28 protein-coding genes and 1 other RNA gene are annotated in these 25193 nt (G+C 55.4%); 7 read left to right on the top strand and 22 right to left on the bottom strand.

What is annotated here, in order from left to right; all coding sequences use genetic code 11:
• Positions 1-34 precede the first annotated feature (34 nt).
• Positions 35-607, bottom strand: a complete 573-nt coding sequence (locus AC2Q8J_RS08880) for a TetR/AcrR family transcriptional regulator (RefSeq protein WP_424144037.1) — start codon at positions 605-607, stop codon at positions 35-37.
• Positions 608-702: 95 nt separating this feature from the next.
• Between AC2Q8J_RS08880 and AC2Q8J_RS08885 the strand changes: the two genes are divergently transcribed.
• Entirely contained in the window at positions 703-1920 is a 1218-nt protein-coding gene (locus tag AC2Q8J_RS08885; RefSeq protein ID WP_286696318.1) for an NADH:flavin oxidoreductase, read from the top strand.
• A gap of 5 nt (positions 1921-1925) precedes the next feature.
• Here AC2Q8J_RS08885 and AC2Q8J_RS08890 read toward each other — a convergent pair whose 3' ends face one another.
• A complete protein-coding gene (locus AC2Q8J_RS08890) occupies positions 1926-2354 on the bottom strand; it encodes a styrene oxide isomerase (protein ID WP_204994648.1) in 429 nt (142 codons plus the stop codon).
• 93 nt (positions 2355-2447) lie between these two features.
• On the opposite strand from AC2Q8J_RS08890, the gene AC2Q8J_RS08895 reads away from it, so the two are divergent.
• On the top strand, positions 2448-2627 hold the full coding sequence (locus tag AC2Q8J_RS08895; RefSeq protein ID WP_424144036.1) for a DUF2256 domain-containing protein: 180 nt from the start codon (positions 2448-2450) through the stop codon (positions 2625-2627).
• On the opposite strand, the gene AC2Q8J_RS08900 is transcribed toward AC2Q8J_RS08895, so the two are convergent.
• The 11 genes from AC2Q8J_RS08900 to AC2Q8J_RS08950 form a co-directional block, all read right to left on the bottom strand.
• Positions 2587-3558: a hypothetical protein gene (locus AC2Q8J_RS08900; protein ID WP_486451095.1), complete on the bottom strand. Its 972-nt coding sequence runs from the start codon at positions 3556-3558 to the stop codon at positions 2587-2589. The two genes, AC2Q8J_RS08895 and AC2Q8J_RS08900, sit on opposite strands and share 41 nt — an antisense overlap.
• Positions 3559-3668: 110 nt before the next feature.
• Positions 3669-5051 carry a tetratricopeptide repeat protein gene (locus AC2Q8J_RS08905; RefSeq protein WP_424143006.1) on the bottom strand — a complete coding sequence of 461 codons (1383 nt, stop codon included), beginning with the start codon at positions 5049-5051 and terminating at the stop codon, positions 3669-3671.
• Positions 5051-5650 carry an energy transducer TonB gene (locus AC2Q8J_RS08910; RefSeq protein ID WP_204994652.1) on the bottom strand — a complete coding sequence of 200 codons (600 nt, stop codon included), beginning with the start codon at positions 5648-5650 and terminating at the stop codon, positions 5051-5053. Before AC2Q8J_RS08910 ends, AC2Q8J_RS08905 begins: the two co-directional genes overlap by 1 nt.
• Positions 5651-5656: 6 nt before the next feature.
• Positions 5657-6064 (bottom strand): ExbD/TolR family protein, encoded by a 408-nt coding sequence (locus AC2Q8J_RS08915; protein ID WP_027873128.1) that lies wholly within the window; start codon positions 6062-6064, stop codon positions 5657-5659.
• Between the two features lie 10 nt (positions 6065-6074).
• On the bottom strand, positions 6075-6602 hold the full coding sequence (locus AC2Q8J_RS08920; RefSeq protein ID WP_027873129.1) for a MotA/TolQ/ExbB proton channel family protein: 528 nt from the start codon (positions 6600-6602) through the stop codon (positions 6075-6077).
• Positions 6603-6609: 7 nt separating this feature from the next.
• A complete protein-coding gene (locus AC2Q8J_RS08925) occupies positions 6610-7995 on the bottom strand; it encodes a MotA/TolQ/ExbB proton channel family protein (RefSeq protein ID WP_286696321.1) in 1386 nt (461 codons plus the stop codon).
• Positions 7995-8825, bottom strand: coding sequence for a DUF3450 domain-containing protein (locus AC2Q8J_RS08930; protein ID WP_027873131.1), 831 nt, complete (start codon positions 8823-8825; stop codon positions 7995-7997). Before AC2Q8J_RS08930 ends, AC2Q8J_RS08925 begins: the two co-directional genes overlap by 1 nt.
• Positions 8826-9117: 292 nt before the next feature.
• Positions 9118-9630, bottom strand: coding sequence for a dihydrofolate reductase (locus AC2Q8J_RS08935; protein ID WP_204994654.1), 513 nt, complete (start codon positions 9628-9630; stop codon positions 9118-9120).
• Positions 9631-9642: 12 nt separating this feature from the next.
• Positions 9643-10482 (bottom strand): thymidylate synthase, encoded by an 840-nt coding sequence (locus AC2Q8J_RS08940; RefSeq protein WP_204994655.1) that lies wholly within the window; start codon positions 10480-10482, stop codon positions 9643-9645.
• A gap of 4 nt (positions 10483-10486) precedes the next feature.
• A complete protein-coding gene (gene lgt / locus AC2Q8J_RS08945; RefSeq protein ID WP_204994656.1) occupies positions 10487-11281 on the bottom strand; it encodes a prolipoprotein diacylglyceryl transferase in 795 nt (264 codons plus the stop codon).
• 1 nt (position 11282) lies between these two features.
• On the bottom strand, positions 11283-12077 hold the full coding sequence (locus AC2Q8J_RS08950; protein ID WP_204994657.1) for a TSUP family transporter: 795 nt from the start codon (positions 12075-12077) through the stop codon (positions 11283-11285).
• A gap of 61 nt (positions 12078-12138) precedes the next feature.
• Here AC2Q8J_RS08950 and AC2Q8J_RS08955 point away from each other — a divergent pair, with 61 nt between their 5' ends.
• Entirely contained in the window at positions 12139-12858 is a 720-nt protein-coding gene (locus AC2Q8J_RS08955; RefSeq protein WP_486451096.1) for an NRDE family protein, read from the top strand.
• Positions 12859-12881: 23 nt separating this feature from the next.
• Here the strand turns inward: AC2Q8J_RS08955 and ptsP are convergent, their stop codons facing one another.
• Positions 12882-15143, bottom strand: coding sequence for a phosphoenolpyruvate--protein phosphotransferase (ptsP, locus tag AC2Q8J_RS08960; protein ID WP_204994659.1), 2262 nt, complete (start codon positions 15141-15143; stop codon positions 12882-12884).
• On the bottom strand, positions 15143-15649 hold the full coding sequence (gene rppH / locus AC2Q8J_RS08965) for an RNA pyrophosphohydrolase (RefSeq protein WP_204994660.1): 507 nt from the start codon (positions 15647-15649) through the stop codon (positions 15143-15145). The genes ptsP and rppH overlap by 1 nt, the downstream gene beginning before the upstream one ends.
• Positions 15650-15863: 214 nt before the next feature.
• Here rppH and AC2Q8J_RS08970 point away from each other — a divergent pair, with 214 nt between their 5' ends.
• Positions 15864-16517, top strand: coding sequence for a histidinol-phosphatase (locus AC2Q8J_RS08970; protein WP_424144029.1), 654 nt, complete (start codon positions 15864-15866; stop codon positions 16515-16517).
• 58 nt (positions 16518-16575) lie between these two features.
• On the opposite strand, the gene gcvH is transcribed toward AC2Q8J_RS08970, so the two are convergent.
• The 7 genes from gcvH to AC2Q8J_RS09005 form a co-directional block, all read right to left on the bottom strand.
• Complete coding sequence (gene gcvH / locus AC2Q8J_RS08975) at positions 16576-16962, bottom strand: glycine cleavage system protein GcvH (protein ID WP_204994662.1); 387 nt, start codon at positions 16960-16962, stop codon at positions 16576-16578.
• Between the two features lie 69 nt (positions 16963-17031).
• Complete coding sequence (locus AC2Q8J_RS08980) at positions 17032-18681, bottom strand: ABC transporter permease (protein WP_486451097.1); 1650 nt, start codon at positions 18679-18681, stop codon at positions 17032-17034.
• Entirely contained in the window at positions 18682-19707 is a 1026-nt protein-coding gene (locus AC2Q8J_RS08985) for an extracellular solute-binding protein (RefSeq protein ID WP_204994664.1), read from the bottom strand.
• A 99-nt stretch (positions 19708-19806) separates the two neighbouring features.
• The gene (locus AC2Q8J_RS08990; RefSeq protein ID WP_486451098.1) at positions 19807-21030 is read right to left on the bottom strand and encodes an FAD-dependent monooxygenase; all 1224 of its coding nucleotides are present in this window, start codon (positions 21028-21030) and stop codon (positions 19807-19809) included.
• Positions 21027-22280, bottom strand: coding sequence for a 2-octaprenyl-6-methoxyphenyl hydroxylase (gene ubiH, locus AC2Q8J_RS08995; protein ID WP_486451099.1), 1254 nt, complete (start codon positions 22278-22280; stop codon positions 21027-21029). The genes AC2Q8J_RS08990 and ubiH overlap by 4 nt, the downstream gene beginning before the upstream one ends.
• A complete protein-coding gene (pepP, locus tag AC2Q8J_RS09000; RefSeq protein WP_374972835.1) occupies positions 22270-23598 on the bottom strand; it encodes a Xaa-Pro aminopeptidase in 1329 nt (442 codons plus the stop codon). The genes ubiH and pepP overlap by 11 nt, the downstream gene beginning before the upstream one ends.
• A gap of 72 nt (positions 23599-23670) precedes the next feature.
• Positions 23671-24258, bottom strand: coding sequence for a UPF0149 family protein (locus AC2Q8J_RS09005; protein ID WP_204994668.1), 588 nt, complete (start codon positions 24256-24258; stop codon positions 23671-23673).
• 163 nt (positions 24259-24421) lie between these two features.
• On the opposite strand from AC2Q8J_RS09005, the gene AC2Q8J_RS09010 reads away from it, so the two are divergent.
• From AC2Q8J_RS09010 to ssrS, 3 genes are all read left to right on the top strand, one after another.
• Positions 24422-24631, top strand: coding sequence for a TIGR02449 family protein (locus AC2Q8J_RS09010; protein WP_027873145.1), 210 nt, complete (start codon positions 24422-24424; stop codon positions 24629-24631).
• 31 nt (positions 24632-24662) lie between these two features.
• Positions 24663-24971 (top strand): cell division protein ZapA, encoded by a 309-nt coding sequence (locus AC2Q8J_RS09015; RefSeq protein ID WP_204994669.1) that lies wholly within the window; start codon positions 24663-24665, stop codon positions 24969-24971.
• A 37-nt stretch (positions 24972-25008) separates the two neighbouring features.
• Positions 25009-25188, top strand: a non-coding RNA gene (gene ssrS, locus AC2Q8J_RS09020) — 6S RNA.
• Positions 25189-25193: the final 5 nt, after the last annotated feature.

Below are 25193 nucleotides of genomic sequence, written 5' to 3' on the forward strand. Positions count from 1 at the left end.
ATCACGAGAGCAAATTATAACAGCCGCCCGGGCATCAGACATTGTCCAGCGCTTGCAGCAAGGGTTGAAGTGCTGCACTGCTATCGTAGTCACTGCGCTCCCCGCGCATTAGCGCTGCTTCGGTCAACGCTGCCAGCAGCATTCTGGCGTAGAGTTCTCTATCGCTGTCGGACAGCTCACGCTCCGGCCACATCTCGTCAAGACGTCGCTGGGCCTCCAGCACCACAGCACTGCGGCGCAGTCGTTCGCGACCAAGAATGTGGGGCGCGTCCAACAGCACGACCTGTACAAAGCCCGGCTGGTCGCAGAGAGCCATAAAACGCTGCCATGATTCTGCCAGCCCGGCGTCGCCGCCATTTTCCGACGGCGCCTGAAGCGTCGCGAGCAGTTCTGCCTCGTAAGACTCGGTGACCGCTTCGAAGAGTGCTTCCTTGTTGCCAAAGTAGTGATAGATGGGTCGGATAGTTGTTCCGGCCTCTCGGGCAATATCCTCCAACGCTGCGGTGGAATAGCCTTTTTCACCGAATTGTTGACGAGCACAGGCCAGGACTTTTGATTGGGTTTCTTCCCGTCGCTGGGCCTGCGTGCGGCGCTGTTTTTGAACCAATACTCTACCCTCTTAATAGCGGGGCACAGTGTAGCTTGCTTTTTGCAAAGATGATATGTAGCGTTATTACATATAATTATTTCACCGAGTCTGCCATGAATCCGACCAATCCCTCCCTCGACAGCCGCACTTCGCTGGAAAAGTGTTTCTCGCCCGCCAAGATCAATGGCCTCGAGTTAAAAAACCGGCTTATTAAAGCAGGCACCTTCGAAAATATGACCCCGTTGGGCGTCCCTGGCTCGACGTTAAGTGCGTTTCACCAGCGCCTGGCGGATGGCGGCATTGCCATGACAACACTCGGCTATTGTGCGGTGACCGCCGACGGCCGACTCAATGAAAATATGATGTATATGCACGAGGGCATCCGCGCCCCCCTCACGTCGCTGATCCATTCATTGCATGAGCGCGGCACTGCAGTGTCAGGGCAAATGGGGCACTGCGGCGGCTTTTCCAAGAACCGCGAGCTACAACGCCGCCGGCCGCTGGGCCCCAGCTTCGCGATTAATGGCTTAGGCCTAAGTCAGGGCATGTTCTTCGCCGATGCGATGTCCATCCAGGATATCGATGAGATGGTGGATCAGTACCGCGATGCAGCGCAATTTATGAAGTCTGTGGGTTTCGACGCGCTGGAGATCCACTTTGGCCACGGCTATGGCCTTTGCCAATTTATCAGTCCAAAAACCAATAAGCGTAAAGATGAATATGGCGGCAGTTTGGAAAACCGCATGCGACTGCCACTGCGGGTACTTGCTGCGGTTCGCGAAGCGGTTGGCGACGCCTTTCCTATACTCGGCAAGATCAGTATGTCAGAGGGCGTGCGCGGCGGGATTCATTACGATGACTCGGTTGTAATTAGTCAAATGCTCGACCAGGCCGGTATTGATGCCATTGTCTGCAGCGGCGGCACCAGCACGATGAACCCAATGCTGATGTTCCGTGGCGATAATATGCTGCCCACAATGCTTGCGACAGAGAAAAGCCTGTTGATGCGGCTTATTCTACGGTTGGCAGGAAAGTCGATGTTTCGCGATTATCCCTACACGGACCTCTATTTTCTCGAGCAAGCAAAGCGCATTCGCGAGGCCGTTAATTGCCAGCTAGTGTACATTGGCGGCGCAACCGGGAATGATAATTTCGCCGACTTAATGGATGCGGGCTTTGACTTTATTCAGCTTGGGCGGAGCTTATTGAGCGACCCCGAATTACCGAATCGCTGCGCGCGCGATGCCGGCTTTAAGAGTCGCTGCGTTCACTGCAACGAATGCGTGGGAACCATCGAGAGTCCCCAGGGTATTCACTGCACCCGTTACTGAGGATGTCAGCCCCGCTTATTAGCGGCGACGGCATAGATAAATACGGGTAGCGCCAGTAGCGGAATCGTCCCCGGAATATAGAAACCGTAGACAATGAACGCCTCCAAGGCGGTTTCGGGGACGATTAAGCGCTTGGTAACAAACAAGGCATTGATCAGCGGCCCGATGATATTTGCGTAGCAGCCGACAATTAGCCCCCAGCGCGCCGCGCTAAGCACACTACCCTCGCGGTATATTGCCGGCCAAGCAGCGGCAATGGCAATGACCAACAAACCATTCAGCAGCCCCTCCATGTGCGCGAAGCGCCACACGCCGTAGGCAGGCGCGTCCTGAGGCCCCGTCGCGGCAACTGAAAATCCAATTCCCGCCAAAAGCCCTAAAAAAAGAATAATCAGGCCGTGAAATAAAACTTGCCGCTGTTGCTGAGCACCCATGTTATCAATCCTTATTTTTGTTATCTCAGGCGTAAACTGTGTAGTGATGGGCAATGGTAGCGGTAAACACTTCGGGGGGAATCGTCCGTTCCTATGACTCACCGCAAGGGGCAACTTCCAGAGAAGATATGCGTTGTTTGCAATCGTTCCTTCTCATGGAGGAAGAAATGGCAGCGCGACTGGCCTTCGGTCAGGTATTGTTCAGAGCGGTGTCGGCGGTCGAAAACACAGACTACTCAGAGAAAAACACATCCAGACGAAATGTTAAGCTAGCCTCGGCATCCCAGCCCTTATCTCGCGCAAAATACAACTCGGGGCTGACCGTGAAATACACCCAGTCCTCGTGTATTTGGTTACGGTAGTTCGCGCCGAAAAAATACGCCGTCAGGCGGCTGCGGTGCTCATTGTTTGCAAAGCCACCCAGGCGGTATTCCATCGACTCGCGTTCATTCATGCGGTACGACAGCGACAACAGCTGGACGTTTTCAAAAAAATCGTTCCGATCCTCAAACTCCAATCCAGTGAAGTAGCGCAGACGGTAACGCTCTCCCAGCGGACGACTCATCGTATATTCCGTCGACTCCCCCCACCCCTTATCACGGAACCACCAAAACTCCTGCTGGAACTCACGCTGCCACTCGCCCCAATCGGAGAATGGCCGTCTCAAGCGAAGGCGAGCAAAGGGCACCAGTGGGGTTCGCACACGAATACCAATACGGGCACTCCGCTTCCAATGGTGCCACTCTGACAGGGGGGATATTTCAAGACCGGTAACCGACTCTTCGCGGCTCGGGCGCTCACCGCTTGAGCCGCCACGCACCCGCTCTTCTAAAGGGTTGTTTGCATCGGCATCACTATTAAAGAACAGCTTCGTCTTTCGCTTTGTATTGGGCAGGTCCACCTTCGCACGAAGGCGTACATCGCTCTCTAGCTCCCCTCGCTCGCCAATGGTCTGCCGCAGCTGCAGTTTTAGATAGCTCTCGTTGCTGTAATCTTCCGCGGTATCTTCATTGCTCAAATAACGATCGACACTTTCAGCGAAAACCACCCAATTCTCCGACCATTGATCCCTGGTCGCTTCCGCACTTTCCATTGTCCGTTCGATAAAACTCGGGGGCGAAGGGGCTGGCAACGGCTCTGCCACCACCACTGCTGCAGCGCTGCAGAACAGGAAGGTGAGCAGGTTATACAACGCAGTTTTCAAAAAGGTATTCCTCGCGGCCATACCCTGACTATAGCGGCCGCTTCGCCTGTCGGCATCGTCCAGGCAAAAAAAAGGCACCTTACGGTGCCTTCAACGAATCATGTTAGTTATCAGATGTCGTCTTTCAACGCCGCCTGACGAGCCAACTCGCGATCCATAAACTTAATCCACTGCGACGCATAGCCTTTTGACCGCTCGTCTTTCAACGCTTGTTTGAAAGCTTTACGCGCACCTTCATAGTTCTGCAAGTTAAAGCGGGCCATACCAAGCACAAGGTTCGCAGTATCCGGACGCTTTAGATTACCTTTCTTAAAGGCATTTTCTATCGCTTTCGCAGCTTTCTCGAACTCGTCATTGTCCAGGTAGATGCTACCTAAGCGTGACCACAGCTCGCCCTTATCGGACTTGGCCGCAGCTTTTTCCATTACTGGAATCGCACGCTTAACTTCTTGTGACTGGCGCCATGAGTTACCGAGCAGCTCAAGGTTTTTGGAGGTAGCAGGGATCGCCCCCGACTTAATACCTTTATCCAGTACCTTCGCTGCTTTGTAAGGCACTTCCTGAGAAAGGAACAAGTAAGCCATATTGATCAGCTCTTTGTCTTTCTCCAGCAAGCCTTGCTCATAGGCCGCTTCCATAGTGGCGGTTGCCGCCATTTCGCGCTTCTGCTCGTTATACATGGCAGAAAGTTGCAGCCAGTAGGCCTTCTTCTGATAGTGCTTCAGGGTCTCTTCGAGAATATCAACAACCTTGTTAATGTTGTTTTTCTCATAGTAGAGGTAGCGCTGAAGCCCCCACCACTGCTCCTTGGGTACCTTGCCACGAGACTGGTAATCGTTAATCGCGACTTCAATGTACTTGAGTGCGCGATTCAGATCTTTCAGCTGGTAGTAACCTTGGGCAAGCAATGCATAAGCACCGGCACCGGGATCTTCCTGCAGCTCTTCTTTCGCCTTAAACCACTCAAGCAGCACTTTCACGCCGTTTTTGTAGTCTTCTTTAACAAAGTAAAGCTGGGCGATGGTGTATTTGGTATTTAGTTCCATCGCCTCAGGAATATCAGGCTGCTTTACAACATTACGGTAGGCCGTTAACGCCTGCTCATACTTCTCTTGCGTGAAGTAAATGAACGCGTACATGTTGTAGAGGTTTGCAAGCTCGTAGCTATTAAGCGAGCCCCGTCCTTCTTTGTCGCGAAGGGCATCGAGCAATTTAATGGCTTCAGAGTAGCGCTTCTCGTCGGCAGCAACCTGCGCTTCGTTCAGCTTTTCAAAGATTTTTGCGCGGATCGCCGGCGTGCGACGCGTGCTGCGGCGCGGCTTTTCCTTTTCCGCTGCGTGGACGACATTTACGCCGTCCATTTGCAGAGCAGGAGCTACCAGGTTACTAGCAACCGGGGTCGCCAGCACTGCAGCTACACCCAAGCTGAGGGAACATGCCAGCTTGACCAGCACCGGGCGCACGACTTTTGTGCTCACGTGATAATCAGACATCATTTCTCCAACTCAAAGGTGAAGCGGTTCTGGATCCCCGGTACTTCGATCGGCTCGCCATCTACCACCCGAGGCTTATATTTAAACTTCTGGGCAGCTTTAATTGATGAGCGTTCGAAGTAACCCGGAGGGCTACAATCCACGGGGGCGATATCGCGCGTGGTACCGGCTTTCGTTACGGTGTATTCAACCGTACAGTAGCCTTCAACACCTCGGCTTTGCGCGCGGCGTGGATAGATTGGCGCAACTTTAACGATAGGCAGATATTCACCATCGGACGCCGACAAACCACCAGCAGTGTTGGTCATTTGCAGGCTCTGTTGAGGCGCCATATTAACGACCTCAATGTCCGGGTTCACATCTTCCATCTCCGGTTGTTCCATATCCGGCGGCGGCTCTTCCGGTTGCTTAGGCTTATCCGGCTTTGCGTCTTTCATTGTTTCTATTTCGGTGTCCGGCATCTGAATGTCGGCCAACTTAGTACGCGGCTTTTCGTCCAACGTCTTGTCAGCTGACTCGATCAGATATGGCATTATGATGAACAGCGCTGCTGTCACCACAAATGCCAATGCTCCACCGATCAGGAGTCGAATATTCATAATTGATCAGCTGTCTTCAGTGGCCAATGAAACATCGTATACGCCGGCCGCTCGGCTGGCGTCGATAACCGCAGTAACCGTTTCGGTATTCGAGGCTTTATCAGCCTGAATAACAACAGCACCTTTGGGGTTCTCGGCATGCATACGCTCAACAACCGAGCGCACTGCTCGCTTGTCAACACGACGCTTGTCGATCCAGATTTCATTAGTACCAGTAACAGCAATCAGAATATTCACATTTTCTTTCTTGCTGGCCGTTGAGGCCTCGGGGCGATTCACCTCGACACCGGCTTCTTTGATGAACGACGCTGTGACGATAAAGAAGATCAACATGATGAAGACCACGTCGAGCATCGGCGTCAGGTCGATCTCGGAGGAATTTTCCTCTGCACCTGCTTTGCTATGCTTTCTCATAACTGTTCTCTTAATGATCGGTTGTCAGATGGTCTTCCAAAAGCTCGCTTTCGCGCTCCGCAATACCTTTTATATAGGTATTGATGAATACGCCTGACAGAGCGGCAACCATTCCAGCCATCGTCGGAATTGTTGCTTTTGAAACACCGCCGGCCATCGATTTAGCATCGCCACCACCTGTCACTGCCATGATATTAAAGACCTCGATCATCCCTGTGACCGTGCCCAACAGACCCAGCAGCGGACAAAGCGCCACCATGGTCTGAATCATTGGCAGACTCGCGTTGATCTGCAGAGAAACCTCTGAGATCAACTTTTCGCGAATCTGCTTGGCATTCCAGGATTTGCGCTCACTGCGCGCTTCCCAGGTGTTGATAGCGTTGTTCACGTCTTTCGACAGCCCGAACTTGTAATACCAAACCCGTTCAATAGCGAGAGTCCACATGACGAAGGTCAGGAGGGCGATGTAGTTCAGTACAGGCCCACCGGCTTCCATAAATCGCCGTATGATCTCGATCCATTCATTCAGTTGGTACATCGCTTAGTTACCCCGCGCGCCCTTCTGTGTGTTCGGCGATAATGCCAGTCGATTGCTCATCAAGCACGTGCAGGATTTTCTTAGCGCGGCCGCTAACAAACGTGTGCAGCAGTACAGTCGGGATGGCGACAACCAGACCCAGTACGGTCGTTACCAGAGCACCAGAGATACCACCGGCCATTGCCTTCGGATCGCCCGCACCAAAGATGGTGATAGCTTGGAAGGTGATGATCATACCGGTTACGGTACCCAGAAGACCCAGCAGCGGTGCTACCGCAGCGATGATCTTCAGCAAGTTCAGAGAGCGCTCCAAACGTGGTGTTTCTTTCAGAATGGCTTCTGACAGTTTCAGCTCCAGTGTCTCCGCATCCATACTTGGATTGTCTTCGTGTACTTTCAGAACACGGCCGAGGCTGTTGTTGTCATTAGCAGTTTTGCTCTTAAGCTGGCTGTTGACCTTCATATCTTCGATGGTCAGAACAATCAGGCGCCAGATAGCGATCAGCATAGCCAATACACCTACTGCGGTGATTACATAACCAACCACACCACCTTGGTGCCAGCGCTCAGTCAGCGTTGGGCTATCGATCAGTGCAGCAAGGTATGAACCGCCTGAAGGACCAGTAGGGTCAACACCGAAAGGCGTTACGCCTGAAGTTGTTGATGCCAACTCGTTAGCCCAACCCATGTAGGGGCCTTTAGGCTGACGCGCCAACACAGCAACAGTGCCATTTTCTGAAATGTACTGCAGGTATTCGCCGTCGCTGTTTACGAGGTTGAAGGTACCAACACGCACGACTTCTTGCTGTGTTTTCTCACCAGCAGCCGTCGTCACTTCAGTTTGGAATTTCACCACTCGGCCTGACTCAGTCATTTCGCGCTGAAGTTCAAACCAAATACGCTCAATCTCTTCGATGCTGGGCAGCTCTTCAGCGCCTGACATCTTCGCGATCAGGTCATCAACGAACTGCTCACGATTGGGGAATTGAACACTGATGATCGACGTCTGGAAATTAGAACGCAGGTCGCCGGCGGTAGAAGTCAGGTGACCAAACAGCTCGGTCAACGTACCCAAACGCTCTTTCAGCTGACGCTGTTTCTCGGTCAGGACGGTTTCGTTTTCTTCGAAGGTGTTTTCCAGCTCAGAAGAGCGCTTCTCTTCATCGGCCAGAGTTTTTTCAGCTTCTTTCAGCATTTTCTGCTGGTCGTAGCGAGCGTTTTTGAAACGCTGCTCGCGAGCTTTTTGCTCACGCGCGTCGCTGGCGCGACCTTGCTTAACCATTTGCAGCAGTTCATCCAGTGACTTGGCTTCTTGAGCCATCACAGGGCTTGATGCCAGAGCGATAGTGCCACCGATAGCCAGTACGGCAGCTTTCAACAGATTACGTTTCATTATTTAGCAGCCTCCGGAGCCGGAATCGGGAGTTTCATGATATCGATGGACGCCTGCTTACGAGCAATACGCAAGCCTTTCTGGATAGCGCCACGGTAGTCGCCAGCATCCAGTTCAGTCCATGTGCCTTGGGTTTTATCCCAAGCGCCCGACACTTTGCCATCGGTAGTTTGGTAAAGCAGACCGATGCGGCCGATACGGAGGAAGTTAACATCGCGCTCAGCACCGTTGACGGTCGCTACGCCTTTGTAGCTGTCAATTTTGCGGCCGTACTCGTTCTCGATTTTGTAGGCTTCAAGAACCTGACGGAATTTTTCAGCGATGGTGATATCAGAGCGGTCCAGGTTGTTGCGCAGGAATTCGATACGCTCTTTGCGCTCCTCGAGGTGGAAAGGAACATCCAACTCAACGAATTGCTCCAGGCCGTCGATCATACGCTGAATCAGCGGGTCGATTTGGCGCTGAATGATAGTTGCTTCGTCAACCGCTTTTTCCAGGCTTGCGATACGACGCAATTGGCCAGCGATCTGTTTTTCCAAACGCGCGTTGTAGACGCGAAGGCCGTCGACCTGCTTCATCACTGTTTTGTAGTCTTGAAGCAAATCGCCAGTTTCTGCAGCCAGGCGGTCAATACGAACCTGAGAAGCCTTGGCAGACTTGGTGCGCTGTTCGCCAACTTTGACGATAGCACTCACAGGAATAAGGGGTTTAGCGGGCTTTGCGGGCGCAGCAGCGGCATCTTGCTCAGCTGAATAAGCAGACGATGCAGCCAGCACACCTGCAGTCGCGGCGACCGCCAGCGCGATTGATTTCAATCGATGCATTTTCATGGGAATTGCTTTTCCTATTTGGGACGTTTAGTGAAAGCAGAGCTTATTATCTTCTGTCAGCCGTACGGCCAGTCGCAAGACCGTGCTTTCATACAGCGGGACTTATTTTAATCACGGGCTTTCGCAAGAATCAACGAGAAAGCTAAATGTTTCGTAATATAAAAGTTAGGGAAAATGCGTAAGGAATAATTGTTACCGATGCGTAGTTTATGGTAACAATTTCGAGCCTACAAGTAACACTCTCGCAATGAAAGTGACTAGCACATCCCTTTTGAAAACACCAACAAATCCCTTACCGGGCGCGGCGCTGATAATTGACGAAGGCATAGGCCGGGGCACTCTCTTTCGCAGCGAAGTCTTGCCTGGAAACCTCACCCCAGTCCCGCTCATCGAGCTCGGGGTAAAAGGCGTCACCATCGACCTCTGCGGCCACTTCCGTGACGTAAACACGGTCGACACAATTCAAGCTCTGACGGTATAGCGTCTCACCGCCGATAACGAAAATCTCATCAAGACCATCGCGCTCAGCGCTTTCACGAGCGACATCCAGCGCGTCTTCAAGTGATGCACAAACCTTGGCACCCGTCGCACCGTAGCCTTGCTGGCGAGTCACAACAATATTTTCACGCCCAGGCAACGGGCGGCCGATAGACTCCCAGGTTTTGCGACCCATGATAATGGGCTTGCCCATAGTCAGCGCTTTAAAGTGCTTCAAGTCGGCAGGCAGATGCCACGGCAAGCGGTTTTCTACTCCAATGACGCGCTGGCGATTCAAGGCGACAATGTGTGCAACAGCTATCGGCATTAACACATCCTTTTATATAGCAATGGGAGCCTTGATGGCTGGGTGGGGGTCATAGCCTTCGAACTCGAAGTCGGCAAAGTCATAATCGAAAATCGACGCCGGACGACGATTTATGCGCAGCGTTGGCCGCGCGCGAGGCTGGCGACGCAATTGCTCTTCGACAATCTCATCGGTGAGATGGTTTTGATAGAGGTGGCAGTCACCGAAGGTGTGCACAAACTCACCAACATCCAAATCGCACTGCTGCGCAATCATATGTGTCAGCAGGGCATAGCTGGCGATATTAAAAGGCACCCCGAGGAATAAATCGGCGCTGCGCTGGTAGAGCTGGCAAGACAAGCGGCCATTGGCGACATAAAACTGGAACAAGGTGTGACACGGCGGCAACGCGGCACGCCCAGCACGCACATTGTCCTGAGGGCTCACCGACTCATCGGGAAGGTCAGCGGGGTTCCAGGCATTCACCAGCAAACGCCGCGAGTCCGGTTTGCGACGGATCATATCCACCACTTCACTAATCTGGTCAATGGTCGACCCATCAGGGCAGGCCCAGCTTCGCCACTGTTTGCCATAGATCGGCCCCAGGTCGCCATCCTCCAGCGCCCACTCATCCCAGATCGTCACCCCTCGCTCTCGCAGCCAGTTGTTGTCACAACTGCCATTTAAGAACCAAATCAACTCATAAATAATGCTGCGAAGGTGCACCTTCTTGGTGGTTAACAACGGAAAGCCCGCCTGCAGATCAAAGCGCAGCTGGCGACCAAATACCGAGCGCGTTCCCACTCCGGTGCGGTCACCTTTATCCACACCGTTGTCACGCACATCGCGCAATAAATCTAAATACTGTTGCATAACCCTATCCTTGCACTCTGTCTCGACGGTAGGCGTAGATCAACACCCCCAACCCCACCGCAATCATCGGCAGCGACAATAACTGCCCGCGCGTTACCCAGCCAAGCGCATCGAAGCCGATATGGCCATCGGGCTCGCGGAAAAACTCCACGACAAATCTGAAAATCCCGTAGCACAGCACAAAGAGTGCGCCGGGCGCCAACCGGGGGCGCTGCTTGCGGGTATAGAGGAACACGATCAAAAACAGCAACACGCCCTCTAACGCAAACTGGTAAAGCTGCGACGGGTGGCGCGGCAACTGACTGGGGTCGCGCGGAAAGACCATCCCGATCGCACTGTCGGTTGGCCGCCCCCAGAGTTCCTGACCGATGAAGTTGCCAATGCGTCCAAGACCCAACCCTATGGGAACCAAGGGAGCAATAAAGTCCCACAGCGCATAGATCGACACATCAATACGCTTGGCGTAGATCGCGATGGCAAGCACGACACCCAAGAACCCACCATGAAACGCCATGCCCCCTTCCCAAATACGGAAAAGCCAAAGCGGGTCAGCGAGAAATTGCTCGAAATTGTAAAACACCACATAGCCAAACCGGCCACCGAGAATAACCCCCAGCGCCCCATAGAAGATCAGATCTTCCAACTGATCCTCCTTCAACGGACTCCAGGGCTGTCTGCAGCGCATTTTGCCGATGTACCAAGCCGCGGCAAAACCCGCTAAGTACATCAGGCCGTACCAATGTATCGCCAGTGGCCCCAGCTGAACGGCAACAGGGTCGATGTCTGGATGCCTGAGCATATTAAAGAGCTCCGTATATAAAGTGGCTGCCAACCGCGAGCAGAAATAACGCAAAACCTTGCTTTAGCCGACGAGCAGGTAGTTTCTGAGCCAGATTAGCGCCCAATTTAGCGCAGGGGGTGCTGCACAGGATGATTGCAAGCAATGCCGGCCAATACACAAAACCACTAGACCACGCAGGCAGCGCTGAGTGCCCATAACCGGCAACAATATTTGTCAGCGCACCGACAATGGCAATGGGTAAACCGCAGGCTGCGGACGTTGCCACCGCGCGCTGCATCTTCACATTGCACCATGTGAGAAAGGGCACGGTGAGTGAGCCACCACCGATGCCAAACAGCGCCGATAAGAAACCGATAAAACCGCCGGCCAGCAGCGTTTGCGGGCGAGCCGGCAACTGCCGGTCGGCGGATGGTGATAAGCCAAATGCCATTTGCGCAGCAATCAACAGAGCAAAAATACCAAACACTAACTTGAGGCGCTCACCGGGCAGGGAGGCCGCAAGGGCAACACCGCCCACTACGCCAATCGCAATACCGGGTGCCAGTAGCCGCCAGGTTGGCCAATCAACGTTGCCGTGACGCTGATGCGCCCTTACGGAGCTCACAGAAGTGAATACAATGCTGGCCAGCGATGTCCCCACCGCCAGCTGAACCGCAACCAGCGATGACACCCCCTGCAGCGCAAAGCAGTAGATCAGCGCCGGCACTATCACCAGGCCGCCGCCCACCCCAAACAACCCCGCAGACAGGCCTGCTAGCGCACCAACAGCGAGATAGATAAGAACAACGGTCACGCCAGCTCTCCGCCACAAAGCCTGCTATTATGGACAGCCCTGATTTCAAGTGCCACCCGCCATGTGTTTAATTTTACTGTCTTGGCAACAACAGTCAGCGCGCCCCCTGATCGTCGCCGCAAACCGAGACGAATTTTTTGAGCGCCCCACTCTCCCAGCGCACTTTTGGCCAGAGTCACCCCACATTCTGGCCGGCAGGGATCAGCAATTTGGCGGCAGCTGGCTGGGTTTAAGCACCAACGGGCGCTTCGCCGCCATTACCAACTTACGCAATCGGGACGTCGGCGATCAAAGCCGCGGCGAGCTGGTTCGCCGCTTCCTCGATAGCAGCGAGCGCTGCTCAACGTTTTTCGATGAATTAGAGGCAGAGAAATACCAGTACCGCCCCTTCAACTTTATCGCATTTGACGGCAGCACTCTGGCTCACAGCGACAATATCTCTTCGGGCTGGAACAACTTAGAAGCGGGGATACACTGTATTGGCAACATCCCACACACGGCGCACAGCGCAAAAACGGATCAGGCGCTCGCCGCCTTCAAGCCCTTAGCGGCAGGGCACGACGACCCAACACCCTTGCTGACATTCATGCAAGACGACAGCCCCACTGTCGACAGTGACGACGAGCTACAAAAGATGTTGTCCTGCCGCTTTGTGCGAAGCTCAGTCTACGGCACCCGTTCCACTAGCATCGTTTTTGTTCGCAAAGGCGGCGCGGAGCTGTGGGAGCAAGGTTACGACAGCGAACAGCGCCCGGCCGAACTTCGCCATTTTCAGGTGTAATGCTCAGGTACGCGGGCAAGCCCTCAGGGCCCGGGGGGCAATAACTTTTCCATCCCGGATTCGGCCAGCGCACTGCGCAATAAGGCGCGGACTTCATCAGCCGTATCGGCAGCCATCGCGGTTGTTAGCAGGTTTTTCAAGTCACTCATCGTCGACGCTCTAACCACCGCTTTTACACGCAGCAAGCTGTTATCGTTCATCGAGAGCATGTCGTAGCCCATCGCGGTCAATAGCAGCACCGCTCCGGGGTCGCCTGCCAGCTCACCACAAATACCCACCGGTTTACCTTCGGCATGCGCGGCATCCACTACATTCAGTAAGCTGCCCAGCACTGCTGGGTGGTAGGCGTGATAGAGATCAGCCACGCGGGTATTATTGCGATCCACCGCTAGCAAGTATTGCGTCAGGTCATTCGACCCGACCGACAGAAAATCGACACGACGCGCAAGTTGACGGGCTTGGTACACCGCCGCGGGCACCTCCACCATCACGCCAATAGGGGGCAGGCTGATATCCCAACCATCCTCAACCAGCTCATCATAAGCGCGACGCACCAGCACCAGGGCCTCATCCACCTCTTGGACGTTGCTGATCATCGGCAACATGATGCGAAGGTTATCCAGCCCCGAGCTCGCCTTGAGCATCGCCCTGACTTGCACCAGAAATATTTCGGGGTGGTCCAACGTAACGCGAATGCCGCGCCATCCTAGAAAAGGATTTTCCTCATCAATGGGGAAGTATGGCAGCGCCTTGTCACCACCAATATCCAGGGTGCGCATGGTGACCGGTAGCGGTGCAAAAGCTAGCAATTGCTCGCGGTAAATAATCCGCTGCTCTTCTTCACTGGGGAAGCGCTCTCGCAATAGGAAAGGAATTTCTGTTCGATACAGGCCAACGCCCTCTGCCCCGCGATCGAGCGAGCGCGCGACATCCGCCATCAAACCGGTGTTCACCCACAGCGGCATGCGATGGCCATCACGCGTTTCGCTCGGCAAGTCACGGAGTGCCTCCAGCCCCTGGCTCAGGGCCTGATCTTCCTCAAGTAAGGCCCGAAAATGCTCAGAGACTTCCGGCGTTGGATTGTAGTGCACATAGCCACTGTAACCATCAACGACCAGGCTGGCATGCTCTATTTGGGTATAGGGCAAATCGCTTGCCCCCATCACCGTGGGGATGCCCATCGCTCGCGCCAGAATCGCAACATGGGAGTTGCTGGAGCCTCTCACCGACACCATGCCCACCAGCTTTTCTCTGGGAACCTCCCCAAGCATCGACGCCGTTAGTTCTTCGCCGACCAGGATTGTGTCAGCGGGGTAATCGGTATCGCGCTCGTTACTCGCCTGCAAGTAACTCAACACCCGCCGCCCAAGGTCTTTAATGTCGGTTGCGCGATCTTTGAAATACGGGTCGTCCATCATTTCAAAGGTGTTGATGTGGCCACTGACAACCTGAGCCAATGCCCCCTGCGCCCACTCGCCCTCGCGAATTTTTGCCTCCACTTCAGACAGCCAGACGCCGTCATCGAGAATTCGCAGATAGACATCGAACAATGCCAATTCTTCCGGAGACAGTTGCCCGACAAGCTTGCCACTGAGCTCGCGAATATCGACGCGCACCGCATCGAGCGCCGCCTCAAAGGCCCGCAGCTCTGCGTCGGCGTCCTCGCTGCGGCGCTGAGGCACCGAATGCAACTCAGCACTGGGAACGATCACTACCGCGCGACCAATGGCCACGCCCGGCGCGCCCGCGATCCCTTTAAACAAGGCAGAAGCGGTCACAGAATCTTGCGTCTTTGAAATTGAACCGGTTGCTCGCGCATGGGCCAACACACCTGCCAACTGCGCGGACATGGTGACCAAAAACGCCTCTTCTTCTTCGTCGAAGCGGCGGCTATCCTTCTGCTGCACAACCAACACCCCCAGCACTTCGCGCTGGTGGATAATGGGTGCCCCCAGGAAAGAGTGGTATTGCTCTTCACCAATACCCGGTAGCAATAAAAAGTTGGGGTGTTTCTCGGCGTGGTCGAGGTTCAGCGGCTCCTCGCGGCGCGCCACCTGGCCGACCAACCCCTCGTCGGCCGCCAGGCTCGCTTTCCCGATTAAATCTGGGTTGAGGCCTTGGTTCGCCATAAAGATGAGACGACCACTCTCGGGGTTGCGAAGGTAGACCGTGCACACCTCGGTGCCCATCACCTCAGCAATGCGCTCGACAATAATATCCAGCGCTGCCTGCAGATTACCCGCCGCATTAACCGCCTGAACTATTCCTCGCAGCGCCGCCAGCATCAGCTTGAATGACTCCCTTGGGTATCTCGCAGTAGACGAACATGCCTGCCCGCCAGCTCTTTCATCGCGCGGCGGTACACTTCACGCTTAAAGGCCACCACCTGGCCGAGTGGATACCAGTAGCTCACCCACTGCCAATAATCAAACTCTGGCTTGCGGCCACAATTAAAGCGGATATCGGCCTCATTACCGACCATTCGCAACAAAAACCACTTTTGCTTCTGACCGATACACAGCGGCTTATTGTCTTTACGAATCAGCCGTTTGGGCAATCGGTAGCGCAACCAACCGCGCGTGCAAGCGAGAATTTCAACATCGCTTTCTCTCAGGCCAACCTCTTCATACAGCTCGCGGTACAGGGCCTGCTCTGGGGTTTCGCCGTCGTTAATCCCACCCTGGGGAAATTGCCAGGCGCTCTGACCGACACGGCGCGCCCACAACACCTGACCGCAGTCATTGGCGATAACAATGCCAACGTTGGGACGAAATCCATCCGAATCAATCACATGCTCACCTGTGTTAACGTTTTTTTCTAATTTGATCTATTGTTCCACAAATTCGTGGAGCTGGGAATTCGCCCCAGCGGCTGCAAATTCGCGCAGTGCTGCCAATGCCAGAGCAGACAAGGCAAAAGCCGATGCAAAAGCCACGCCGAGAAGCTATGCTTGCCGTTTTTGCAGTCACGCCCAGCCAACGGGCCTAGTTAAGTAAGGGTTTACGATGACCTTGGCGATATTCGACCTCGACAACACCCTGATTGCCGGTGACAGTGATCACGCCTGGGGGGAATTCCTCGTCGAGCGGGGCCTCGTGGATGGTGACGAACACCGTCGGCGCAATGATGAATTCTATCAACAATACCAACAGGGTGGCCTCGACATCGAAGCCTACCTGCGCTTCGCCCTTGCCCCCATCGCCGGGAAATCACCGGCAGAGCTATCCGCCCTGCATCAAGACTTTATGGCGAGTTACATTACCCCCATGCGCCTGCCGCGAGCACAGGCTCTGATCGACAAGCATCGCCAGCAGGGGCATTGCCTAATGATTATTACCGCCACTAACCGCTTTGTCACCGAGCCCATTGCGCGCGCCATGGGCATTAAGGTGATGTTAGCCAGCGAGCCTGAGCTCCGCGATGGACGCTACACCGGAGACAGCACCGATATACCGTGTTTCCAAGCAGGCAAGGTTGTGCGCCTGCAGCGCTGGCTACGCGAAAATGGCGAGACGCTCACAGGCAGTTATTTTTACAGTGACTCCCACAACGACCTACCCTTGCTGAAGCACGTCGACAACCCCGTGGCTGTCGACCCCGACGATACCTTGCGCGCCGCCGCCGAAGAAGCCGGCTGGCCAATTGTGAGTTTACGCTGAGCAAAAAAACGGCGGCACACGCTATTGCGAGGCCGCCGTCATCGCGTAGAAGGCGAGATTAGCCTTCACATTGTGCGTCGTAATCGTCGTTGCTAAGCAGGTTATCCAGTTCGCTAACGTCGCTGGGCTTCAAGCGGAAGAACCAACCGTCGCTATAGGGGTATTCATTTACCGTTTCGGGGCTTTCTTCAAGCGCGTCGTTCACGGCAACGACTTCGCCCGATACAGGCGCGTAAATGTCAGAAGCCGCTTTCACTGACTCGACCACTGCTGCCTCTTCACCGGCACCATATTCCGCGCCCACTTCTGGCAGCTCTACGAAGACTACGTCGCCGAGCGAGTCCTGCGCGTGATGGGTGATGCCCACAGTAACAGTGCCGTCTTCTTCCAAGCGAGCCCACTCATGGCTGCTGGCATACTTCAGTTCGCTGGGGGTGTTGCTCATGGAGCGCTCCTGGCTGACAAGGGATATTTGCAGCGCATTTTACCGCCGCTGCCGGCAAATACAAAGGCCTCAGCGCCCGCGACTGGCACGAATGCTTAACATCACCGGTATTAAACCCGCCAATACCAGCGTCAGGGCAGGCAACGCCGCCAACTGCCACTGCCCTTCAGCCGTCATTTCAAATATCCGCACCGCCAAGGTGTCCCAGCCAAACGGCCGCAACAACAGCGTGGCGGGCATTTCTTTCATCACGTCGACAAACACCAACACCAGAGCCGTCAACACGCCCGGGCGCAACATCGGCAGATAAACCTCCCAAAGCAGGCGCCAATTCCCGGCGCCCAGGGTTCTGGCCACCTCGGGCAAACTCGGTTTCACTCGTTCTAACGCCGAGTCCAGTGGACCACTGGCAACCGCTAAAAAACGAATCCAGTAAGCGGCCAGCAGGGTCAGCACGGTTCCCATCAACAGGGGCTTGGGGTCGAGCCCCAGCCACGCTTGAAGCGGCAGCAGCCACTGTCGATCAAGCCAACTGAATGACAGCATAATTCCCACTGCCAACACCGACCCGGGCAGCGCGTAGCCCAGCTGCGCGGCGGCAAAGATGCTACCCCAGCGACCGCGACTGAAACGGCGACAAAAGGCCAGCAGTAGCGCCAGGGTAACGGTCAGCGCAGCAGCCATGGCAGCCAACCAAAGGGAGTGACCAAGCAGGGCAAAGAAACGCGATGTCAGCTGGCTTACCCCCTCGCCCACGGCCCAGTCCAGCAATTGCAGCATGGGCAATACAAAGGCAAACGCCAAAATCAACGCGCAATAAGCGCTCACCAGGCCAGCCAACACCGGCGACAGCGGAAAGCGTCTTAGGTGCTGCAGCTTCGCCCCCTGAACAAACAGCCCGTATCCACGCGAATGGCGCTCAGCGAACAGCGTCACGCCAACGAAAAGTAGCAGTAACGATGCCAACTGCGCAGCAGCTTGCAGACTGAAGAAGCCGAACCAAGACTTGTAGATGGCGGTGGTAAAGGTGTCGTAATTAAACACCGCAACCGTGCCAAAATCCGCGAGGGTTTCCATTAATGCCAAGCCCACACCGGCAGCAATTGCCGGTCGCGCCATCGGCAGTGCCACTCGGAAAAAGGCTTGGCGACTGGTGCAACCCAATACTCGTGCCACTTCCAGCGTCTCGCTACTTTGAGACAGAAAGGCGCTGCGCGCCAGCATGTAAACGTAGGGGTACAAGACCAGGGAAAATACGACAATTACACTGGCCCGATTGCGCACATCGATGCCCCAACCGGCGCCTAACAGCTCCCGCAGTTGCGTCTGCAATGGGCCGCCAAAGTCGAACACTCCCAGTACAACGAAGGCCATAACATAGGCGGGCACTGCCAGCGGCAACATCAACAACCATTCAAATGCCGCGCGCCCAGGAAACTGACACATGACCGTGAACCACGCCAGACTGACGCCGATCACCGAGACCAAAACACCGACACCAAACATCAGGAACAGGGTATTTGCCACCAGGCGGGGCAATTGCGTATCAACCAGATGCTGCCATATCTCGACTTCCGGGCTTAACCAGCTGCTCGCCAATACCACAACGGGCACCAGCACCGCGCAGACCAGCGCCACCCCCGCCACCCTGAGTAGCCACAGTGGCGTCGGCCGCAAGCGCCGCTGATTCGCCACGCGGGCACGCTGGGCAAGTTGCATCTAGCGGTAACCCACGCGGTCCATCATTCGGATAGCTTCTGCCTGCAAGCGACCCGCTTCTACAACGGGGACTTGGTCAGCCTTAAAATCGCCCCAGTGCTGAAGCAGGGATGAAGGAGGCGTGTTGCGATTCACCGGAAATTCCTGATTCAACTCTGCAAACGCATGCTGAGCGTCCGCCTCGGACAACCATTCCAATAATGACATCGCCAATGCTTTTTGCTTGCTGGCCGCAGTCACGCCAGCGCCGGAGATATTAACGTGCACGCCGCGATTAAACGGCGCTTCGCCGGTTTGGTTCGCCCAAAACAGGTCCACCGGCAAGGAGGGATCATCTGCCTTCATGCGCGCTAGGTAGTAGGTATTCACAATACCCACATCGCACTGACCGGCGGCAATGGCCTCAATTACTTTGTTATCACTGGAGAAGGGCGGCACCGCCAAATTATCGACCCAAGCCGCCAATACCCGCTCGGTGTTCTCAGCACCATCGGCGCTAATCATCGTGGCAACCAGCGACTGGTTGTACACCTTCTTTGCCGTGCGCAAGCACAGGCGCCCCGCCCACTGCGGCTCTGCAAGCGCCTCATAACTACTCAACGCCTCGGGCTTTACACGCTCACTCGAGTACACAATGGTGCGGGCGCGAATGGAGAGCCCCGTCCAGCGACCCTCTGGGTCACGCAGAGATTCAGGCACATTATTGTTTAGCACCGACGACGTCTGAGCAGCCAACAAGCCCTGCTGCGCGGCTTGCCAGAGATTGCCAACATCAACCGTTACCAAAATATCAGCCGGCGTATTCTCTCCCTCGGCACGCAAGCGCGCCAGCAGCGGCCCGGCAGAGTCCGTCACGTAGCGAATATTCACGCCCGTCTCAGCAGTATATTGGTCGAAAATCGGTTTAATCAGCTGCTCTATGCGCGAGCTGTAAACAACCAATTCAGGCCCAGAGGGCTCTTCGCTTCGGCCACAGGCCACCAAAGAAAGTAACAAGCTAAACACTAGCGCCGAGCGAAATATCATAATGGGCAGGTCCTTAACGGTAAGAAGGCAAGAAATCTTCAGCATCAATGATAATAATTATCATTTAATGACTCAAGTTTTACTTCTCGGGGAAATGGGTCAGCGACGCGCCAGCCCCATCGCGCGAGCAACAATCTGGCGCTTGATAGGCACTGCTCGATCTAACCAGCTCATGCCCGCATTTCTCAACAGGCGCAATGGCAGGGCTTGGCTGGCAAACAGATTTTGAAAGCCTTCCATCGCCGCCATCATCGCCAGGTTTTCACCCTTGCGTCGCCGTTGATAACGCGACAGCAGCAGCTCATCAGAGAGTGGCAGGCCGCGCGCCAAGGCACGCTGACATTCTTCGGCGAGAACCTCGGCATCGGCGAAGCCCAAATTAATTCCCTGCCCAGCCAGCGGGTGAATGGTGTGCGCGGCATCGCCAATAAGGGCGATACCCTGCTGAAAATAGCGCTGAGCGTGGCGCTGGCGCAGCGGGAAACGGACGCGCCGGCTGGCCGCATTGATACGCCCGAGCCGCCCTTCAAAATGCTGGGCCAGCGCCAGGCAAAAGGCGTCGTCATCCATCGCCATTAGCGTATCGGCCAGCTCGGGCTTTGCCGACCAGACGATTGAACTAAAGTTTTGCGCGCCATCGCGGTCGGGCAAGGGCAAGAACGCCAGCGGCCCCTCTGGCAGAAAACGCTGCCACGCCGTAGCGCGATGGGGCTTTTCGGTCTCCACGGTACACACAATCGCGTGGTGCTGATAATCCCACTCGCGGGTTTGAAAACCACCCCAGTCACGCAAACGCGAATTGGCGCCATCTGCGGCAACAATCAACGGCGCCTGTAATAGCCGCCCGTCATTTAACTGCAACTGCCCGTGATCACCACTTCGCACCCAGGCCGCAACAGGACTGTTAAACAGCAGGCGCACGCGGCTGTCTCGCAAACGGTTGTGCAGCGCGGCGGTTACCAAGCGATTCTCGGCAATATGCCCCAGGGCCAACTCACCGACCTCATCGGCCGAAAAATGAATTTCACCGGTGCCCTCAGCATCCCAAACAACCATTTCCTGATAGGGGCACACCCGCCTTTCTGCCACAGCAGACCACGCTCCCAGCCGCTGCAGGAAGCGACGCGACGCGTCAGTCAGCGCACTGACTCTGGCGTCATAGTCCATTACGGTTTCATCAAGCGGCGGCCACCCTTCACGCTCTGGCTGGGCATCGATCACGACAATATCCAGCGGCTGGTCCGCCATCGCCAGCGCGAAGGCAGCACCGGCCAGCCCGGCACCGACCACAATAATGTCAAATTTTTCCAGTCGGTCTGTCACAGCGGCAGCTCCATGTCTCGGCCTTTTATCACACCCGCAGCGCGCGCGGTAAAGCGCGATTTTATCGGCTTGCTGGCATCGAGCATGACCAGCCCCATATTCCTCGCCAGGCTCAGTACAGGCCGACGGTTACTAAATAGTTTGGTTAAGCGGTCCGAGAACAAGGTCGTCACCTGCTGGTCGGTATGCTGACTGCGCAAATAGCCCTGCAAGACCGACAGCTCACCCGCACTGAGTCCCTGTGCAACCGCTGCGGCAACACGCTGGGCCAGCGCATCGGCGTCGCGCAGGGCGAGGTTAAAGCCCTGCCCTGCCACGGGGTGAAGTGAATGCGCAGCGTTGCCCATCACCACAATATTTCGCCGTACTTGTTCCTCAGCAAAACTGAGGCGAAGCGGGAAGGCCACGCGCTGCCCCACTTTTAGTAAGCGACCCAAACGGTGGCCAAACTGCTGCTGCAAGCGCGCCAGAAAGACCTCATCAGTCCAATTCATCGCCGCGTCGGCGTCATCCTCGGGAAAGGTCCATACCAGGGCAGAGCGCGACTGACCTTGCTCGTCCGGCAAGAGCGGCAACATCGCGATAGGCCCTTCGGCAGTGAAGCGCTCGTAGGCGGTTCCGCCATGCGGCAGCTCGGTGGCGATATTGGCGATCACGGCCGTTTGCGCATATTCATCCACACGGCGGTGAATCCCCAGGCGCTGGCACAGTCCCGAATCGGCCCCGTCGGCGATGACCAGCAAAGACGCGCTGCAGGATGTTTCCCCGCCCTCGGCTTGTAAATCCAACTGCACGTTGGCGGCCATTGGCGTTACCGCCTCGACACTGGCCGGGGAGATAAACTGTACATTGGTATGACGCCGCAGATGGTTAAGCAGTACATTGCCCAGCCACGCGTTCTCAATAACATAGCCCAGCGCGGGCCACTCTAGTTCACCGCAATGCATTAGCGCACTGCCAAAATGGCCGCGATCAGAAACCTGGATATTCAGAATATCGGCAACGTGGTTCTCCAGCGTCGACCAAAGCTCCAGGTTTTCAAAAATTTGTCGGCTGCCGTATGACAGCGCGGTGGACCTGGCATCAAAACTGGGCCGATAACTCGGCCCCGTGTCGCTGAGCGGAGGCAGGGGAAAGCTCTCAACCACGGCAATTTTTAACTGGCCCTGGCTGTGTTTGTGCAAGCTCAGGGCAAGGCTGGCGCCAACCATGCCGCCACCGGCAATCAGCACATCGTAGTCAACGTCCATCGCCCGCCTCCGCCATCAGGGCTTCGATGTCTTCAACCGACTTAGGCACTGACGCCGTCAGCACCTCACAGCCGGACTTACTCACCACCACATCGTCTTCAATACGAATGCCAATCCCGCGCCAACGCGGTTCGACGGCGTCGTTGTCGGGGGCAACATAAATACCCGGTTCGATGGTTAACACCATACCTTCTTCGAGCACCCGCCATTCGCCGCCGACCTTGTAATCACCCACATCGTGCACATCCATACCGAGCCAATGCCCGGCTCGGTGCATATAAAATGGCTTATAGGCTTCGGTTTCTATCAGCTCAGACAAATCACCCGTTAACAGCCCGAGCCTCAACAGGCCTTCGGTAATCACCTTCACTGTCGCTTCATGTGGCTGATTCCAATGATTACCCGGCTGCGTGGCTTCTATTGCCGCCAATTGCGCTTCCAGTACCACCTCGTAAAGGGCGCGCTGTTCATCATTGAAGCGGCCATTGGCCGGAAAAGTACGCGTGATATCCGCAGCGTAACCCTCGAGCTCACAACCCGCATCAATCAGCACCAACTCGCCATCGCGGATCACGCTGTTGTTTTCCACGTAATGCAAGATGCAGCCGTTTTTCCCCGCACCGACAATACTGCTGTAGGCTGGGAAGCGCGCGCCGGCCATTGCAAATTCATGCTGAATTTCGGCTTCAAGCTGGTATTCATAAACTCCGGGGCGGCAGTAACGCATCGCTCGGCAGTGAGCCTTTGCAGATATCTCGCCAGCGCGACGCATAATCCGCAATTCCGCCGCGCTCTTATACAAACGCATATCGTGGAGCAAGTGGTCGAGATCGAGAAACTCGCCTGGAGGCTGGGCGCCGCTGCGCACTTTGGAGCGAATAACATTAACCCAGTTCATAACCTGCTGATCAAACTCTGCGTGCCGCCCCATCGCATAGTAAACACGCTGTCGACCTTCGATTAGCCCAGGCAAAATATCGTCGATATCCGCAATGGGAAACGCATCATCGGCGCCATATTCCGTGCAGGCGCCCTCCGGGCCAGCGCGATACCCGTCCCACAATTCCATGGCGGGGTCGCGCTCGCGGCAAAACAGAATGTATTCACCCTGCGGGCGCCCCGGCAACAACACCAACACCGCCTCGGGCTCGTCGAATCCGCTTAGATAAAAGAAGTCACTGTCCTGCCGAAAGGGGTAGTCGGAGTCTCGGCTTCGCGTGCGCAACGACGCCGACGGCACAATGGCAATGCTACCCGGCTCGAGCAGGGCCATTAAATTCTTACGGCGACGCGCAAATTCCTGCTTACTGATGCTCATAGTGTCCCTGATGTGTATGATCTTGAGGAGCTTATCACAGCTATTTTTACGGGAAATTGATCTACTCGGTTGTCAGTGCAATCGCTCGCCCTTGGGCTTCTTCGTCGCCGGGGTGGCGGCGTTACACTCAAGAAAAATGGTCATCGCCACGACTCGCACATACTCGCAGATCTCCACGTAGTCTTGCTCGCCGTCTTCATCGTCGGCCTGATCAGCAGAAATTTGCGCAATGGCCGCCAAGTCGCTCAATGCCTCGCGGCTCTCTTTAGACAGCGCATCCAAGGCATCACCCTCGCTCTGCCGCTGCTTTCCGGCCATCGCAAAGCCAGTGAGAAAACCCTGCACCCACTGACCGAGGCTGACAATGCGCTGCCCCAGATCAAGCTCGTCTCCCGGCAGCATCAACTGCAGTGCCAAGTCCTCACTGCCCAGTGCTTCCAGCGCGCTCTTATAAACGCCGAATAAGGCATCGGCATCGTCAGGGTTGGGCATCTCGATATCCAGCAGCTCCGTACAGTGCTTTAACCACGCCTGGCGCTCGACTCGCCCACCCACAGACAAAAAGCCAACGGCATAGCCGTGGAGCTCCGCCGGGGGCTGCAAAGCACCTAAATTAAGGAATAGATTAGCGAGATCATCGTGGTCAAACTCGTTAGACATTGCGCATTCCAAGGGCATCAAAGACTGGAGGCGCATGGTAGCGCTGATCCGCCGCAAAATCGAATACCCGCCGCGATTCACACCGCCGCGTATAACCGTTGACCGAGCGCTGGCACCCACTCTACTATGACGACATCATTCCCGGCCGTGGAACTAGGCAATAATGGACGATCGACAGCTGCAGGTTTTGGAACGAAAAGTCGATGAGCTCATCCAACTGTGCGAACAATTGGATGCAGAGAACCGCACTCTCAAATCCGAAACACAAAACTGGAAGATTGAGCGCGAAGCGCTGATCGAAAAAACCGACACGGCCCGGGCAAAAGTCGACGCGATGATCCAGCGCCTGCGCGCATTGGAAAAAGAATGCTGATGACTCGCCCCAGCCACATGGAGACGACAAGGTGAGCAAAGAAACGGTCATCGTTAAAATTCTCGACAAGGAGTATCAGGTTGCCTGCCCGAGTGACGAGCAAACAGGCTTGCTGGAAGCGGCCCGCTACCTCGACCAGCAGATGCGCCAAATACGCAACTCCGGAAAAATTATTGGCCTGGAGCGCATCGCCGTGATGGCTGCACTAAACATTGCCTACGAGCTACGCGAAGCCAGCAAAAGCGGCGTCAGCACGGAGCAAGAGGCCACGGTAAGCAAGCGCATTACCGATAAAATTGACGACACCCTCAACCGCTGCCGCCAACTCGATATCGGCTAACCACCCTGTTAAGCGCGTGGGCCTATCGGTATACTGTGAATTCCTGGGATATACGCTAGGCCGTCAGACCCCTGAGCCGATGCTTTAAAACCCGGAGCGAACCAGCCAGTATTTGTGTGCATGTCCGCGTGACGGAAAGCCTAAAAATGCTGCGGTAAGTTCCACCTTGAACCGCTGGGTTCAAGGGCCACGCGGCCGGCGGTATCCTGGGTCCTACCTTTT

The sequence above is a fragment of the Spongiibacter sp. C9W genome (genome assembly GCF_057370015.1).

What these genes read in the sequence shown, in the direction of transcription:
- ptsP (WP_204994659.1), bottom strand. Translation starts at nt 15,143, where the DNA reads ATGCTGGCGGCGCTGCGAGGAATAGTTCAGGCGGTTAATGCGGCGGGT.
- AC2Q8J_RS08895 (WP_424144036.1), top strand. Translation starts at nt 2,448, where the DNA reads ATGACTCACCGCAAGGGGCAACTTCCAGAGAAGATATGCGTTGTTTGC.
- gcvH (WP_204994662.1), bottom strand. Translation starts at nt 16,962, where the DNA reads ATGAGCAACACCCCCAGCGAACTGAAGTATGCCAGCAGCCATGAGTGG.
- AC2Q8J_RS08935 (WP_204994654.1), bottom strand. Translation starts at nt 9,630, where the DNA reads ATGCCGATAGCTGTTGCACACATTGTCGCCTTGAATCGCCAGCGCGTC.
- AC2Q8J_RS08970 (WP_424144029.1), top strand. Translation starts at nt 15,864, where the DNA reads ATGACCTTGGCGATATTCGACCTCGACAACACCCTGATTGCCGGTGAC.
- AC2Q8J_RS08925 (WP_286696321.1), bottom strand. Translation starts at nt 7,995, where the DNA reads ATGAAACGTAATCTGTTGAAAGCTGCCGTACTGGCTATCGGTGGCACT.
- AC2Q8J_RS08930 (WP_027873131.1), bottom strand. Translation starts at nt 8,825, where the DNA reads ATGAAAATGCATCGATTGAAATCAATCGCGCTGGCGGTCGCCGCGACT.
- AC2Q8J_RS09005 (WP_204994668.1), bottom strand. Translation starts at nt 24,258, where the DNA reads ATGTCTAACGAGTTTGACCACGATGATCTCGCTAATCTATTCCTTAAT.
- AC2Q8J_RS08885 (WP_286696318.1), top strand. Translation starts at nt 703, where the DNA reads ATGAATCCGACCAATCCCTCCCTCGACAGCCGCACTTCGCTGGAAAAG.
- AC2Q8J_RS08985 (WP_204994664.1), bottom strand. Translation starts at nt 19,707, where the DNA reads ATGATATTTCGCTCGGCGCTAGTGTTTAGCTTGTTACTTTCTTTGGTG.
- AC2Q8J_RS08905 (WP_424143006.1), bottom strand. Translation starts at nt 5,051, where the DNA reads ATGTCTGATTATCACGTGAGCACAAAAGTCGTGCGCCCGGTGCTGGTC.
- AC2Q8J_RS08915 (WP_027873128.1), bottom strand. Translation starts at nt 6,064, where the DNA reads ATGAGAAAGCATAGCAAAGCAGGTGCAGAGGAAAATTCCTCCGAGATC.
- ubiH (WP_486451099.1), bottom strand. Translation starts at nt 22,280, where the DNA reads ATGGACGTTGACTACGATGTGCTGATTGCCGGTGGCGGCATGGTTGGC.
- AC2Q8J_RS09010 (WP_027873145.1), top strand. Translation starts at nt 24,422, where the DNA reads ATGGACGATCGACAGCTGCAGGTTTTGGAACGAAAAGTCGATGAGCTC.
- AC2Q8J_RS08920 (WP_027873129.1), bottom strand. Translation starts at nt 6,602, where the DNA reads ATGTACCAACTGAATGAATGGATCGAGATCATACGGCGATTTATGGAA.
- AC2Q8J_RS08980 (WP_486451097.1), bottom strand. Translation starts at nt 18,681, where the DNA reads ATGCAACTTGCCCAGCGTGCCCGCGTGGCGAATCAGCGGCGCTTGCGG.
- AC2Q8J_RS08910 (WP_204994652.1), bottom strand. Translation starts at nt 5,650, where the DNA reads ATGAATATTCGACTCCTGATCGGTGGAGCATTGGCATTTGTGGTGACA.
- AC2Q8J_RS08890 (WP_204994648.1), bottom strand. Translation starts at nt 2,354, where the DNA reads ATGGGTGCTCAGCAACAGCGGCAAGTTTTATTTCACGGCCTGATTATT.
- AC2Q8J_RS08940 (WP_204994655.1), bottom strand. Translation starts at nt 10,482, where the DNA reads ATGCAACAGTATTTAGATTTATTGCGCGATGTGCGTGACAACGGTGTG.
- pepP (WP_374972835.1), bottom strand. Translation starts at nt 23,598, where the DNA reads ATGAGCATCAGTAAGCAGGAATTTGCGCGTCGCCGTAAGAATTTAATG.
- lgt (WP_204994656.1), bottom strand. Translation starts at nt 11,281, where the DNA reads ATGCTCAGGCATCCAGACATCGACCCTGTTGCCGTTCAGCTGGGGCCA.
- AC2Q8J_RS08955 (WP_486451096.1), top strand. Translation starts at nt 12,139, where the DNA reads ATGTGTTTAATTTTACTGTCTTGGCAACAACAGTCAGCGCGCCCCCTG.